General features: G+C 40.6%; 14 protein-coding genes and 1 rRNA gene. All 15 read right to left on the bottom strand.

The genetic code is table 11. The features are described 5' to 3' along the window. Positions 1-77: ribosomal RNA gene (locus tag AC1DOS_RS03150) — 16S ribosomal RNA — on the bottom strand; the annotation flags it as partial. 428 nt (positions 78-505) lie between these two features. After that, complete coding sequence (gene lysS, locus AC1DOS_RS03145) at positions 506-2002, bottom strand: lysine--tRNA ligase (protein WP_108587566.1); 1497 nt, start codon at positions 2000-2002, stop codon at positions 506-508. A gap of 279 nt (positions 2003-2281) precedes the next feature. Further along, positions 2282-3307 (bottom strand): tRNA dihydrouridine synthase DusB, encoded by a 1026-nt coding sequence (gene dusB / locus AC1DOS_RS03140; protein WP_108587564.1) that lies wholly within the window; start codon positions 3305-3307, stop codon positions 2282-2284. A 16-nt stretch (positions 3308-3323) separates the two neighbouring features. Continuing rightward, on the bottom strand, positions 3324-3536 hold the full coding sequence (locus AC1DOS_RS03135; RefSeq protein WP_108587562.1) for a helix-turn-helix domain-containing protein: 213 nt from the start codon (positions 3534-3536) through the stop codon (positions 3324-3326). Continuing rightward, on the bottom strand, positions 3488-4006 hold the full coding sequence (gene folK, locus AC1DOS_RS03130; RefSeq protein ID WP_477536357.1) for a 2-amino-4-hydroxy-6-hydroxymethyldihydropteridine diphosphokinase: 519 nt from the start codon (positions 4004-4006) through the stop codon (positions 3488-3490). The genes AC1DOS_RS03135 and folK overlap by 49 nt, the downstream gene beginning before the upstream one ends. Next, the gene (folB, locus tag AC1DOS_RS03125; RefSeq protein ID WP_108587559.1) at positions 4003-4371 is read right to left on the bottom strand and encodes a dihydroneopterin aldolase; all 369 of its coding nucleotides are present in this window, start codon (positions 4369-4371) and stop codon (positions 4003-4005) included. The genes folK and folB overlap by 4 nt, the downstream gene beginning before the upstream one ends. A gap of 14 nt (positions 4372-4385) precedes the next feature. Then, positions 4386-5237, bottom strand: a complete 852-nt coding sequence (gene folP / locus AC1DOS_RS03120) for a dihydropteroate synthase (RefSeq protein WP_477536356.1) — start codon at positions 5235-5237, stop codon at positions 4386-4388. 2 nt (positions 5238-5239) lie between these two features. After that, positions 5240-6091 (bottom strand): aminodeoxychorismate lyase, encoded by an 852-nt coding sequence (gene pabC / locus AC1DOS_RS03115; protein ID WP_477536355.1) that lies wholly within the window; start codon positions 6089-6091, stop codon positions 5240-5242. Next, positions 6091-6684, bottom strand: coding sequence for an aminodeoxychorismate/anthranilate synthase component II (gene pabA, locus AC1DOS_RS03110; protein WP_477536354.1), 594 nt, complete (start codon positions 6682-6684; stop codon positions 6091-6093). Before pabA ends, pabC begins: the two co-directional genes overlap by 1 nt. Next, positions 6681-8099 (bottom strand): anthranilate synthase component I family protein, encoded by a 1419-nt coding sequence (locus AC1DOS_RS03105; protein ID WP_477536353.1) that lies wholly within the window; start codon positions 8097-8099, stop codon positions 6681-6683. The genes pabA and AC1DOS_RS03105 overlap by 4 nt, the downstream gene beginning before the upstream one ends. A 108-nt stretch (positions 8100-8207) precedes the next feature. Beyond that, entirely contained in the window at positions 8208-9131 is a 924-nt protein-coding gene (gene cysK / locus AC1DOS_RS03100) for a cysteine synthase A (protein WP_477536352.1), read from the bottom strand. A 244-nt stretch (positions 9132-9375) separates the two neighbouring features. Next, positions 9376-10311: a peptidyl-prolyl cis-trans isomerase gene (locus tag AC1DOS_RS03095; protein ID WP_477536351.1), complete on the bottom strand. Its 936-nt coding sequence runs from the start codon at positions 10309-10311 to the stop codon at positions 9376-9378. After that, positions 10295-11176 carry an Hsp33 family molecular chaperone HslO gene (hslO, locus tag AC1DOS_RS03090; protein ID WP_108587546.1) on the bottom strand — a complete coding sequence of 294 codons (882 nt, stop codon included), beginning with the start codon at positions 11174-11176 and terminating at the stop codon, positions 10295-10297. The genes AC1DOS_RS03095 and hslO overlap by 17 nt, the downstream gene beginning before the upstream one ends. Before the next feature lie 17 nt (positions 11177-11193). Next, positions 11194-11958, bottom strand: a complete 765-nt coding sequence (locus AC1DOS_RS03085; protein ID WP_108587545.1) for a type III pantothenate kinase — start codon at positions 11956-11958, stop codon at positions 11194-11196. A 209-nt stretch (positions 11959-12167) separates the two neighbouring features. Continuing rightward, positions 12168-14165 (bottom strand): ATP-dependent zinc metalloprotease FtsH, encoded by a 1998-nt coding sequence (ftsH, locus tag AC1DOS_RS03080; protein ID WP_108587542.1) that lies wholly within the window; start codon positions 14163-14165, stop codon positions 12168-12170. Positions 14166-14205 lie beyond the last annotated feature (40 nt).

Genomic DNA, 14205 nt, shown 5'->3' with positions numbered 1-14205 from the left:
TCATCATTCCGCTCGACTTGCATGTATTAGGCACGCCGCCAGCGTTCGTCCTGAGCCAGGATCAAACTCTCCATAATGGTGAGTCGATTAGCTCGACTTTGTTGCTGGCGTCAAAAATTTGACGTTTATAATGAACAATTAAGTTCAAGTTTGTTTTCGATACCGACAGGTGTCGGCGGAAGAAAACGTTTATGCTTCCGGCACCGAAGTGCGTTCCGCTTGTTAGTTGACGTTTTGCTGTTCAGTTTTCAAGGTTCATTTCGTTGGTCACTCTCGCGACAGCAACTTTTATATCTTAACAAATTCAGTTTGTTATGTCAACAAAAAGTTTTGTTTAGTTATTTTTGTTTGCCGCTCGTTTTGGCGACTTGATTACTATACCACCATACAAAAGTGCGCACAAGTCTTTTTATAATTAAAAGATTATTAAAATAATAGACCGTAGATTCTTCCTTACAAATTAAAAAGAAGCCGGGACGATAACCCGACTTCTTTCTTGACTTACTTAGTCACGATGACGCATTTGTGGGAACAATAGAACATCGCGAATCGATGGTGAGTTTGTTAATAGCATAATTAAACGATCAATACCAATACCTAGTCCACCAGTTGGAGGCATTCCGTATTCAAGCGCTTCGATAAAATCATCATCCATTTCATGAGCTTCATCATTACCCGCTTCTTTTTCAACAAGTTGAGCTTCGAAACGCTCGCGTTGATCGATTGGGTCGTTTAATTCTGTGAAAGCATTTGCGTGCTCACGACGAACGATGAATAACTCAAAACGATCTGTGAAACGGCCGTCTTGTGGATTTTTCTTAGCTAATGGTGAGATTTCCACCGGGTGGCCAAAAATAAATGTAGGTTGAACTAATGACTCTTCGACTTTTTGCTCAAAGAATTCATTAAGCACATGTCCTACTTCCATAGAAGGTTTAATATCCACACCATGTTCTTTTGCTAAAGCGTGAGCTTGTTCTTTCGTCATCTCTACCCAGAAATCAACGCCCGTCATTTCTTTGACTGCATCAGCCATGTGTAGACGTTTCCAGCCAGGGGATAAATCAATCTCATCTTCTCCGTACATTACTTTCGTTGTACCGAGAACATCTTGTGCTACATGTGCGATTACGTTTTCAGTTAACGCCATGATGTCATTGTAATCTGCATAAGCTTCATACAACTCGAGCATCGTAAATTCAGGGTTGTGTCTTGTTGAAATTCCTTCATTTCGGAATACACGACCGATTTCATAAACTTTTTCTAAGCCACCCACGATTAATCGTTTCAAATGCAGCTCTATTGCAATACGCATATATAATGTCATGTCTAATGCATTGTGGTGTGTAATAAATGGTCTTGCTGCAGCTCCGCCAGCAATTGCATGCATAAGTGGTGTTTCCACTTCTAAAAACCCTTGTCCATCTAAATATCGACGCATCGATTGAATGATACGGCTACGGGTGATAAATGTATTTTTGCTCTCTTCACTAGTAAGTAAGTCTAAGTAACGTTGGCGGTAACGTTGTTCAACATCTTTTAAGCCATGGAATTTTTCCGGCATAGGACGAAGTGCTTTTGTTAAGTGAGTGAATTCAGTTGCTTTCACCGAAAGTTCTCCTACTTGTGTACGGAAAACATTCCCACGAACGCCGACGATATCTCCTAAGTCTGCCGTAGTAAATAAATGGTAAGCTTCGTCGCCAATTGCATCTTTACGTACGTATATTTGAACTTGACCACCGAAGTCTTGAAGATGAGCGAATCCAGCTTTCCCTTTTCCACGCTTTGTCATGATTCTACCAGCGATCGTCACTTCGCGTGGTTCTTCATCCAATTGTTCTTTTGAAAACTGTTCAAACTCTTCATGAATTCCTGCCGATAAATGTGAACGTTCAAAACGCCCGCCAAAAGGATCCAGTCCACTCTCACTTATTGAAGACATCTTTTGGCGTCTCACCAAAAGTTGATCATTTGTTTCTGTTTCATCTAAATGTGACATATTCATTTCACTCCCTTTTCTTTTGATAGCTCCGTTTAACCATTTAACGGAAAGCTAAGAAGAACCCAATAGACTGTATTTGATTGATTGAAAACCGATTCAAAAATATCATTTGTTCGTCATCGCTAGCCATTCATAATGAACCTATTGTACACAATTTCACAATCGTCTTCACGTCTTATTGCATTTTTCGTTTAAATCTGAATGTATTTCCATAATTCTGATTATTTTCTTCTATATAAAGAAGAGCTATCACCAAAAGTGACAGCTCTCTTTGTTTTACATTACACTTGCTTCTAGTTCACGGCCAAGTGCCATTTGCTCTTCTGCAAAGTTGTTAATGAATGTGCGTAGTTCTTGTGCAGATTCAGTTTGGTTAATTAAATTACGTGCTTTTCCGTTTCCACGGATGCCTTTTAAGTACCATGAAGCATGTTTACGCATTTCTCGAACGGCAACGTGTTCACCTTTAAGTGCCACTAATCGTTCGAAGTGAAGTAAGCAAACATCCATTTTCTCACGAACAGATGGTTCTGGTTTTAACTCACCAGACTCCAAATATTCCACGGTGCGGTAAATCATCCATGGATCACCTAATGCTGCGCGACCTATCATGACACCATCAACACCTGTTTCCTCTAGCATACGTTTTGCGTCTTGAGGCGTTTCTACATCACCATTACCAATAACGGGAATCTTGACGTTTTCTTTCACTTGGCGAATAATATCCCAGTCTGCGTGACCTTCATACATTTGTACGCGTGTACGTCCGTGAACAGCAACCGCTGATCCTCCCGCGCGTTCAACAGCTTGCGCATTTTGAACTGCATATAAATGATCGAGATCCCAACCTGTACGCATTTTCACACTTACTGGTTTTTTTACGTTGTCGACAACAGCCGCAACCATTTCGTAAATTTTTTCTGGATCGAGCAATAACTTCGCGCCCGCTTCACATTTTATAATTTTCGAAACTGGGCATCCCATGTTGATGTCAATAATATCTGCCGTAGTGTTTTGGTCTACATATTTTGCAGCTTCAACAAGTGTATCTTTGTCCCCACCAAAAATTTGTAATGACAACGGGTTTTCTCTGTCATCAATGTACAGCATGTTCATCGTTCTTTCGTTTTTATGCACAATACCTTTATCGGAAATCATTTCTGCATAAACAAGTCCAGCACCAAACTCTTTTACCGTTAAACGGAATGCCGAGTTACAAATACCAGCCATTGGCGCTAACACTACACGGTTATCCATTACATGCTTGCCAATTTGAAATGGCTTATCATTCATCTTCGTCATTGTTCACCCTCCTTTCTTATGAATTCGTTTCACCCATTAACTCTTCTACCTCTATATGCAGCACGGATGCCATATTATCTAATTGTTCTATTGTTGGTACTCGAGTTCCACGCTCGATTTGACCTAATACCGATGTTGACATGCCGATTTTATGGGCAAAGTCGAGTTGCTTCATCGCTTTTAGCTTTCTAAACGCACGAATGCGTCTACCCCATCGATTGTTTTCCATACGTGAACGCCTTCTTTCAGTCCTCTTGCATACTCGCGCAAAGACACACCCGTTACTGGATGAACACCCTCAGGCACCAATTCCATTAACGGTACGAGAACGAACCCTCGCTCATGCATTCGCGGATGAGGGACAGTCAGTTTCTCTGACACTATATTTTCATCATTATAGAGCAAAATGTCAAGGTCTATACATCTTGGTCCCCAGCGAAATTCGCGAATACGCCCTAGAGTCTGCTCAGTTTCCAAGCAAATTAAAAGGATTTTTTCTGCAGATAAATCACTCTTTATTTCGACAACTATATTTAAAAAAGTTGCTTGTTCAGTATATCCTACAGGATCGGTTTCATAAACAGACGAAACCTGAGTTACTGTTAATTCAGGTTGTTCTTGCAACATGAGAACCGCATCTTGTAACATGTCAAACCGATTTCCAAGATTCGAACCTAACGATAGGTATGCGGTATTCATACATATTCGCCTCTCGTAATTTCAACGGATACCGAACGATAATGACCAGGAATTGGAGGGTCAGGTTTAATTACGATTACTTTACACCCTTTTACGCGATCTTTGAATGTCGTTAATATTTCTGTTGCAATTCGCTCTGCCACAGTCTCTACTAACTTAACAGGTTCACCTTCAACAATATTTTGACAAATGAAAAATGCTTCTGCATAGTTTACCGTTTTGTCTAAATTATCTGTTTGACCGGCTTCTTGTAAATCAACAGCTAGAGAAAGTGTTACACGGAAGCGTTGCCCGAGTCTCGTTTCTTCAGCCAACACACCATGATTTCCCCAAAATTCCATGTCATTCACATGAATATAATCCATTTACTTCGCCCCTCTTAACTTTCTATATATGGTTGTTTATCAATCAATACATCCATCATGCGTACAGTGCGAACAATTTCTTTCACGTCATGCACTCGCACCATGTGACATCCATTCATGATACCAAAGGATACCGTTGCTGCTGTTCCTTCAAGACGTTCTTCAATTGGCAGATTTAAGACTTTGCCAACCATCGTTTTGCGAGATGTTGCTAGTAACACTGGGTAGCCCATCTCCACAAGATCCTGTAAATGTTGCATCATCAAAATATTTTGTTGCGTAGTTTTAGCAAATCCAATGCCTGGATCTAGCCAAATATGATGGCTTGGAACTCCTGCAGCTTTGGCAATTTGAACACTTTCATCTAGATCCTTACGTACGTCCGGCCAGAAATCAGTATAGTTGGTATTATCACGATTATGCATCAATAAAATAGGCACACCGAGTCTTGCCGCCACTTCCGCAATCGCAGGTTCACGTTTAGCACCCCATACATCATTAATGATATGAGCACCTGCTCGTATGGCAGCTTCCGCCACTTTTGATTTATATGTATCAATTGATATAGCCACATCAAGTTCCCTAGATAATGCCTGTATAACCGGAATGACACGAGAGAGTTCTTCTTCAAGACTTACAGCCGCATGACCTGGTCGTGTTGATTCTCCACCGACATCAATAATTTTCGCACCTTCAGCAACCATTTTCTTTGCATGATTAATTGCCGCTTCTACAGCATCGAATCGTCCACCATCTGAGAATGAGTCTGGTGTTACATTCAATATCCCCATAACAATTGTTTCTTTATGAAAATCAAAAACCGTTCCATTCACTTCGAACGGTTTTGTATAGTGGATTAAATTCACCTTTATCGCTCCTTGCTTGTCTGTTCCACATGATCCTTATAGTGATCGTGTAACTTCATGTAAATTAATCCATTCTTTCCGTCAAACAGATTCGTCCCAAGTTGATGAATGGGCACCAACTCTTGTACAGCATTCGTCACAAAAACTTCATCAGCCTCTTCAAGCTTGCCAGGAGTAAATAAACCTTCTTCCACATTAATCCCAAGTGATTCCGCTGTCTTAATCACCCAATTACGTGTAATTCCAGCTAAAATTCCCGTTTCTAGAGCAGGAGTATACAATACACTGTTTTTCACCCAAAAAACATTTGATGTAATACCTTCTGCTACATGCCCTTCACCTGTTAAAAAAAAGCCTTCTTGTTCTGCAAGAGATGGTAATTCTAAGCGCGCCAGAACATTATTTGCATAATGGTGAGATTTATATCGATGTTCGCTTTCTGGTGTATTGCGTCGAGTTTTTAACCATACGGCTGATTTTTCTTTGCCACGTATAAAAGGCGGCAAGTTTTTTCTAAACAAAATGACTGTCGGTTTTTCATAAACAGAAGGAGCTAAACCAATTTCATGCTCGCCAGCAGATACATTCAGTCTAAAATAACCGTCTGTCCCGCCACTTCTTGCATTTAGCTCAAGTATGATAGCTTTCAACATCTCTAAATCTAAATCGAGTTCAATTCGAAATTCATCGAGCGCCTTACGCAATCGTTCTATATGGTCTTCAAGTAAGAAAGGCTCTCCTTCATACGTACGGAATGTTTCGAAAAAACCTAAACCATATAAAAAACCGTGGTCAAAAGGAGAAATACGCAACTCGTCTGCCTTAACAAACTCCCCATTCATCCAAGCCCACATTACACTTCCTGCTTCTTAGCCGGCTGGCAATAGGTGTGAATGAAATTCCGCAGCAATTGTTTACCTTCTTCAGTCATGATTGATTCAGGATGATACTGAACGCCTTCAATGGCAAATTCGCGATGACGAAGGCCCATAATTTCGCCTTCTGCCGTCCAAGAAGTCACTTCTAAACAATCGGGAAATGATTCTTTTTCAACAATTAATGAATGATAACGCGTTGCTTGAAATGGATTTGGCATTCCGGTATTAACTCCTTTTCCATCGTGATGAACAGGTGAAGTTTTGCCATGCATTAAGCGCTCCGCTCGAATGACATTTCCACCGAATGCTTGTCCAATCGATTGATGCCCTAGACACACTCCAAAAATTGGAATCTTTCCAGAAAAGTGCGTAATGACATTTAGGCTGATGCCTGCATCATTTGGCGTACAAGGTCCTGGAGAAACAACAATCATTTCAGGTTTTAACGATTCAATATCAGCAATCGTTAATTCATCATTACGTTTAACGATTAACTCTTTTCCAAGTTCGCCAAAATATTGAACTAAGTTATAGGTAAATGAATCGTAGTTATCGATCATTAAAATCATTTTTTCCCCACTCCCTCCGCCATTGCTTTTGCTTGCCACAGTGCTTTTGCTTTGTTTAAAGATTCGATATACTCATTTGCTGGACTCGAGTCAATAACAATACCGGCTCCTGCTTGAATATGAGCCATACCATCTTGCACAAACGCTGTGCGAATGACGATATTGAATTCCAAGTCACCTGTGTAACCGAGCCAACCGATAGAACCTGTATATAAACCGCGTCTGACGGGTTCAAGTTCTTCAATAATTTCCATTGTCCTGATTTTAGGTGCTCCCGTAATGGTTCCTCCAGGGAATACCGCGCGAAGGACTTCAGCATTAGATGTGTTTTCAGCTAGTGTTCCTCTTACGTTAGAAACAATATGCATCACGTGCGAATATTTTTCGATAACCATGAACTCGTTTACTTCAACAGAACCATATGCCGAGACACGCCCTAAATCATTGCGTTCTAAATCAACTAACATGACATGTTCAGCACGTTCTTTTTCGTTATCAATTAATTCTTTTGCTAGTAGCTCATCTTCATTTTCATTTTTCCCACGAGGACGCGTTCCTGCGATTGGCCGAGTTGATAGTTCATCGCCTTTTTTCTTCACCAATAACTCTGGCGATCCTGATACAACTGCAAACTCGGGCGATTGAATAAATGCCATGTACGGCGAAGGATTAAACGAACGTAACGCCTCGTAATATGTTACGGGAGATACGCTTAGCGCCTTCGATTGACGGACAGACAAGTTAACTTGGAACACATCGCCTTGGCTAATATACGCCTGGATACTACGCACTGCTTCTTCAAAAACGTCTCCAGTCATAGAGACATGAAGTTCCGTCTGGTCGTCAAGTACTTCTGTCGCTCCACCCGCAATAAACACTCGAGCCGCTAAACCTTTTTTAGCCGCTTGTCTCCATTTTTCACTTTCAGCTTGCAAATCAACATCCACAGTCGAAATATGCATAACATGCACTTCTTCTTTCTCAATATCTAAAACCGCCCATTGATCAAGCAAGTAGAAGTACAAGTCTGGAATATGTAAATCATCTTCCGTGTCATTTGGCAACGCTTCAATTTGTCGAGCATAGTCGTATGTAATGAACCCTGCTGCACCACCTTGAAAATCTGGCAAATCAGCGATATGTGCAAATTGATATTCTTCTACTAGCTTTTCGACTAATTGCAGAGCTTCTCCGTGTCTTTCTTCCACTTTCCCATCACGCCACTTTATCAGTAAACCACTTTCAGTTGATTCTATAACGGCTAATGGATTCCATGCTGCCACACTAAATTGCCCTCCGCGTCCACTTTCCATCAAAATATGGTGAGACTCAGTTTGTGTGAGCTCTTTATAAGCATAATAAAAATCATCTTTATTTAGTGAAATTGTTGCTGTATGTAATTGAACATCCTGCATGTCCATTCTCCCCCTGAATAACAAGTATCGCTTTCATCTTATCGCGAATCACTAGTTAAACGCCACAAAAAAGAGAGAACGTCTCCGCTCCCTCTTTATCTATTACTATTAGTCTTCAAATTGATACAGTGGTGTACTTAAGTAGCGTTCTCCATTCGAAGGAAGAATAGCTAAAACTTTTTTGCCTTTACCAAGTCTACGTGCTACTTCTAACGCCGCATGCACAGCGGCTCCTGATGAGACACCACCAAGAATTCCTTCTTCTCGCGCTACTTTTCGCGCTGTTTCATACGCATCTTCATTTGACACTTGAATGATGCTGTCATAAATTTCAGTATCCAACACTTCAGGAACGAAACCGGCACCAATTCCTTGGATTTTATGAGGTCCTGGTTGACCACCCGATAAAATTGCTGAATCTTTTGGCTCAACTGCCACAATTTCAATTCCCGGGAAGTTCTTTTTCAATACTTCACCAGCACCAGTGATTGTTCCACCTGTACCAATACCTGAAATAAAAGCATCTAGTTGATCCATCGCTTCTACAATTTCAGGACCAGTCGTTAAACGATGTACTTCTGGATTTGCTAAGTTATTAAATTGTTGAGGCATATACCAGCCGTTTTCTTCTGCTAATTCAGTTGCTTTTGCAATTGCACCCTTCATTCCGTCAGGTCCTGGAGTTAACACTAAGTCAGCACCGTATGCACGCAATAAATTACGTCGCTCCATGCTCATTGTTTCAGGCATAACAAGTACAGATTTATACCCTTTAGCTGCAGCAATCATAGCGAGACCTATTCCTGTGTTACCACTTGTTGGTTCAATAATCGTATCACCTTGTTTTAACTTTCCATCACGTTCTGCCGCTTCAACCATTGAAAGAGCAATACGATCTTTCACACTACTACTGGGGTTGAAGAATTCTAACTTCAAATAAACCTCTGCATCTTCAGGTCCTGTAAGTCTGTTTAATTTAACAATCGGGGTTTTCCCTACTAAATCTGCTACTGAATTACCTACTCTTGTCATTTTCTCACTCCTAATACCTAGTAGTTCAATTGGTTTTATTATCTTCTTAATCCTACCAATTTTTCTGACTTTTCGCAAACAAAAAGCAGCCACCTGAACGAATCAGAAAACTGCTTGGTTATATCGTTATAATACGTAACTTTAAGCCCTTTTATGTCTATTCCAGAAGATTGCGTAACGGTTACTCGTCGCAAAGGAAACCACCGTGAAGTCGAGCTAGAGTGGCGCTTTCAGCATTTCGATCTTATTCGCCATAAAACCATTCGGTGTCAAATTCTTTCCAAAACGCTTCTGGGGAAACGGATTGTGGTAGTTGTTCCAAAGCCAATTCACGTTTGATATGATCTTTCACATCTTCAAAAGAGAACTCTTGACCTTCTATAATATCCTGTAAGTAGACGACGCCGTATCGACCTTCAGATAGTGCAACTGGACTACTCCATTGGTCTACTTCTAGTTTACTAGCTGCTTCCACAACAGAAGAATCTACATTCTCTTGACCTTCAGTAATATATCCAATATCTCCACCAAGACTTGCCGAAGAAGCATCAACTGACCGTTCACGAGCTAACACATCAAACGAAGAACCATTTTCGAGTTCATTTACTGCCTCTTGTGCGTCTGATATATTCTGTAAAACAATTAAACTCGCTTGATATGTAGTAGGGATATTATAAAGGGACTGGTTTTCATCAAAAAATGTTTGGATTTGCTCATCTTCAATCACCACGTCCTTTGTTAACACTTTATCTAGTATTAATTGGGCACGCATTTTTTGACGGTGCATATCACTGTTCAGAGACAGACCTTGTGAACCAGTGCTGTCTTGAGCAGTTCTGATTAAGGACAGTTCCAAATCTATTTCTTTATCAGTCACTTTAATTTTGTATTTTTTAGCAGCCGTATTCATTACTCGAGCGTTTACCAGCTCAAGTAATGTTTCTTTTCCATACTGCTCTTCCATCGCGACCATCCAGTCTTCACGGGAAATTTTCTCTTTTCCAACTGTAGCCACAACTTCATTGCCGCCAGTTGGTCCGTTTGGAACTAGCCAAGCGATAAACCATAACATGTTTCCAAGCAATAAAAGACCTAAAACAATAAGTACAGGTTTCGTTTTCAATTTCTTCTGAGTAAGTCGCCCGTCGCGACCATCTACATTATTATGAGTTGATTTCATCGATATAAGATTCCAATTCTTGCTGTGAATATTCATACGTTTCCATACAGAAATGACATTGCGCTTCCGCTTTGCCGTCATCTTCAATCATTTCTTGAATTTCATTTACACCTAAAGCTAAAATAGCCGTTCCAAATCGTTCCTTCGAACAGTTACATTCAAATGAAACGTCCATTTTATCTAGTACATGGACATTTTCTTCACCTAAAACCTCTTGCAATAATTCTTCAGGGGATAAACCCTTTGCAATCAGTGTAGATACAGGCTCCATAGAACTTAGTTTTTCTTCAATAACAGAAATCGTGTCATCCTCAATTCCTGGCATTAACTGAATGATAAAACCGCCTGAAGCCAAAATTGAATTATCCGGATTTACTAACACACCTAACCCAACAGAAGAAGGTACTTGTTCTGATGTAGCGAAGTAATATGTGAAGTCTTCACCTAGTTCACCCGATACTAGTGGCACTGAACCCGTAAAGAAGTCTCTCATTCCTAAGTCTTTAACTATCGTCAACATGCCATCTGTTCCAACTGCGCGTTTCACATCAAGCTTACCGTGCTCATTCAATTCAAAGTGGGTCTGAGGATGTGAAACATATCCACGTACTTCACCTTTTGAGTTACTATCGACGATAATGGCACCAATAGGACCTTTGCCTTCCACTTTAACCGTTATCTTATCTTCACCTTTGAGCATAGCCCCCATCATAACGCCAGCTGTCATCGAACGACCAAGTGCTGCTGATGCAGTTGGCCACGTTGCGTGACGTTGTTGTGCTTCTCTTATTGTATCGGTTGTACGAACCGAAAAAGCTCTCACTTTTCCTTCAAATGCTAAAGCTCTTACTAAATAATCATTCATTTTCGTTTCCTCTTTTCTTAATGGTTACGTTCGTATATTAAATGCAATCCTTTTAAAGTTAAATAAGGGTCAATTTTATCGATTACGGTCGATTCTGCGGCAATTAAATTAGCCATCCCACCAGTCGCAATGACAGTAGGCTGTAATTTACTTTGTGCTTTCATACGAGATACAATACCTTCAACTTGCCCGACATATCCGAAAACAATACCGGCTTGCATGGCAGAGATTGTATTTTTACCAACTACACTCTCGGGCTTGGTTAATTCAATACGAGGTAATTTAGAAGCTTTAGTAAATAGAGCTTCGGTTGAAATACCAATACCAGGAGCAATCGCGCCACCCATATAATCGCCTTTTTCATTTATATAACAATAGGTTGTGGCCGTTCCAAAATCAACAATAATGAGTGGTGGTCCATATTCTTCTATCGCCGCCACTGCGTTGACAATACGGTCTGCGCCAACTTCACGAGGATTTTCGTATTTAATATTTAATCCCGTTTTCACACCTGGACCTACTATGAGTGGCTTAAGGCCAAAATATTTCTGACACATGCGTTCCAACGAAAACATGATAGACGGAACAACGGACGAAATGATGATGCCATGAATTTGACTAAAGTCGATACCGGCATGATTAAATAACGCCTTTACTTGCATGCCGTATTCGTCTTCCGTTTTGTAACGATCCGTTTCCATGCGCCAGTGATGAATTAATTCGTCTGAATGATAAACACCCAGCACAATATTCGTATTTCCAGTATCTAAAACGAGTATCATTAGTGTACCTCACAAATTCCATTAATAGATTGCTTTAGTATTGCAGTCTGCCTACTTTGACCTTCTACACTTCGCTTTTCGTGTCTAACAATCAGGCCATATTTCTCACCTATACTTTTCTGTAAGTCATCATACCATAATTATCTATGCATAAAAAAGCTGAGCGACTTCCACATAGGGAGGCCGCTCAGCTTTATATGCATTATTCGTTATTTACGATCTTCTTTAATGCCTGGTGAAGGTTCAACTGTTGTTTCTTCCTTCGGTAGATCCGCTATTGATGGGTCGTTTGGTGCGCCTGTAACGTCTGGTGTTACTTCGTCAACCTTTTCCGTTTCCACATCTACTATTTCAGTTACAGAATCCTTAACCGGACGAACAGGTAAGGTACCATGTTCTTTCAGGTGCATAATTTGACCAGCATCTAATGTTTCCACTTCAAGAAGTGTGGTTGCAATTAGCTCAAGCAATTCACGTTTTTCCGTCAAAATTTCTTTCGTACGGGCGTATTGCTCTTTGATCATAGTTTGCATTTCTTGGTCAATTTCGTAAGCAATCGCATCTGAATAATTTTGTTCAGAGTTAAAGTCACGACCCAAGAAGACGTTTCCGCCTTGCGCTTGACCAAATTGCATCGGTCCAAGCTTATCGCTCATTCCGTATTCTGTCACCATGCTCCGAGCAATACTCGTCGCACGTTGGAAGTCATTATGAGCACCAGTTGAGACTTCACCGAAGACTACATCTTCAGCTACACGCCCGCCAAGTAAACCAGAAATTTTATCAAGTAATTCTGGTTTTGTCATGAAGTAACGATCTTCTTTTGGCAACATAACTGCATATCCACCTGCTTGACCACGTGGAACGATGGTAACTTTATGTACAATTTCTGCATCATCTAAAGTTAATCCAATTACTACGTGTCCCGCTTCGTGGTAAGCAACAATATTGCGTTCTTTTGCTGAAATGACTTTACCCGTTTTAGCAGGACCTGCAATTACACGGTCAGTCGCTTCATCAATATCTTCCATATCAATCTTCTTCTTGTTACGACGTGCAGCAACTAAAGCTGCTTCGTTCAGAAGATTTTCTAAATCCGCACCAGAAAATCCTGGTGTACGTTGTGCGATTGCTTTAAAATCTACTTCTTCTTCTAACGGTTTGTTACGTGCATGTACTCTTAGGACAGCTTCACGACCTTTAACATCTGGGCGACCAACCGTGATTTGACGGTCAAAACGTCCTGGACGAAGAAGAGCTGGATCTAAAATATCTGGGCGGTTTGTTGCCGCGATGATAATAATACCTTCATTCGCTCCGAAACCATCCATTTCAACAAGTAATTGGTTCAAGGTTTGTTCACGCTCATCGTGTCCACCACCAAGACCTGCTCCACGTTGACGACCAACTGCATCAATTTCATCGATGAAGATGATACATGGTGCATTTTTCTTGGCGTTTTCGAAAAGGTCACGTACACGAGATGCACCAACCCCAACAAACATTTCCACGAAATCAGAACCACTAATTGAGAAGAAAGGAACACCTGATTCGCCTGCAACAGCACGAGCAAGTAACGTTTTACCAGTACCTGGAGGACCAACTAGAAGAATCCCTTTAGGAATACGAGCACCAATTGCATCGAATTTGCGAGGGTCTTTTAAGAATTCAACCACTTCTACAAGTTCTTGTTTCTCTTCGTCCGCTCCTGCTACATCTTCAAAACGAACTTTTTTCTTTTCATTATCATATAATTTCGCTTTACTTTTCCCGAAATTCATCACTCGGTTACCGCCACCCTGAGCTTGGTTCAACAAGAAGAAGAACAGGATAAAGATAATGATGAATGGAATTAAGCCGGTAAAGAATTGCACCCATCCGCTTGTTTCAGGTGCTGGTAAAACTTTGACACCGCTCGTTTTTGACGCTTTGTCGATGGCAGTTAGGACTGATGGGTTATCCATAGTAATGGCAGTGACGAATTCCTCGTCTTTTTTATACCCTTCCATTTTCCCTCGAACTTCATACACCCCTTGATCTGGTTGCATTGAAAATTCAGTAACCTTGCCACTTTCTAACGCAGTAAGAAACTCGCCATAATTGACTTCTTTGGTAGGTTCTTTCCCGCTGTTAAACGTACCAAAAATCCCAATAATTACGAGGAAAATTAATAAATAAAATATGGTGTATCGAAATATTCGATTCATCCCGAACCTCCTCAAGAAATATACAGAAAAACTAATGATA

The sequence above is a fragment of the Paenisporosarcina sp. P5_A11 genome (genome assembly GCF_056400705.1).
Note: the sequence above shows the minus strand (reverse complement) of the source record. Positions and strands in the feature narration are given on the sequence as shown.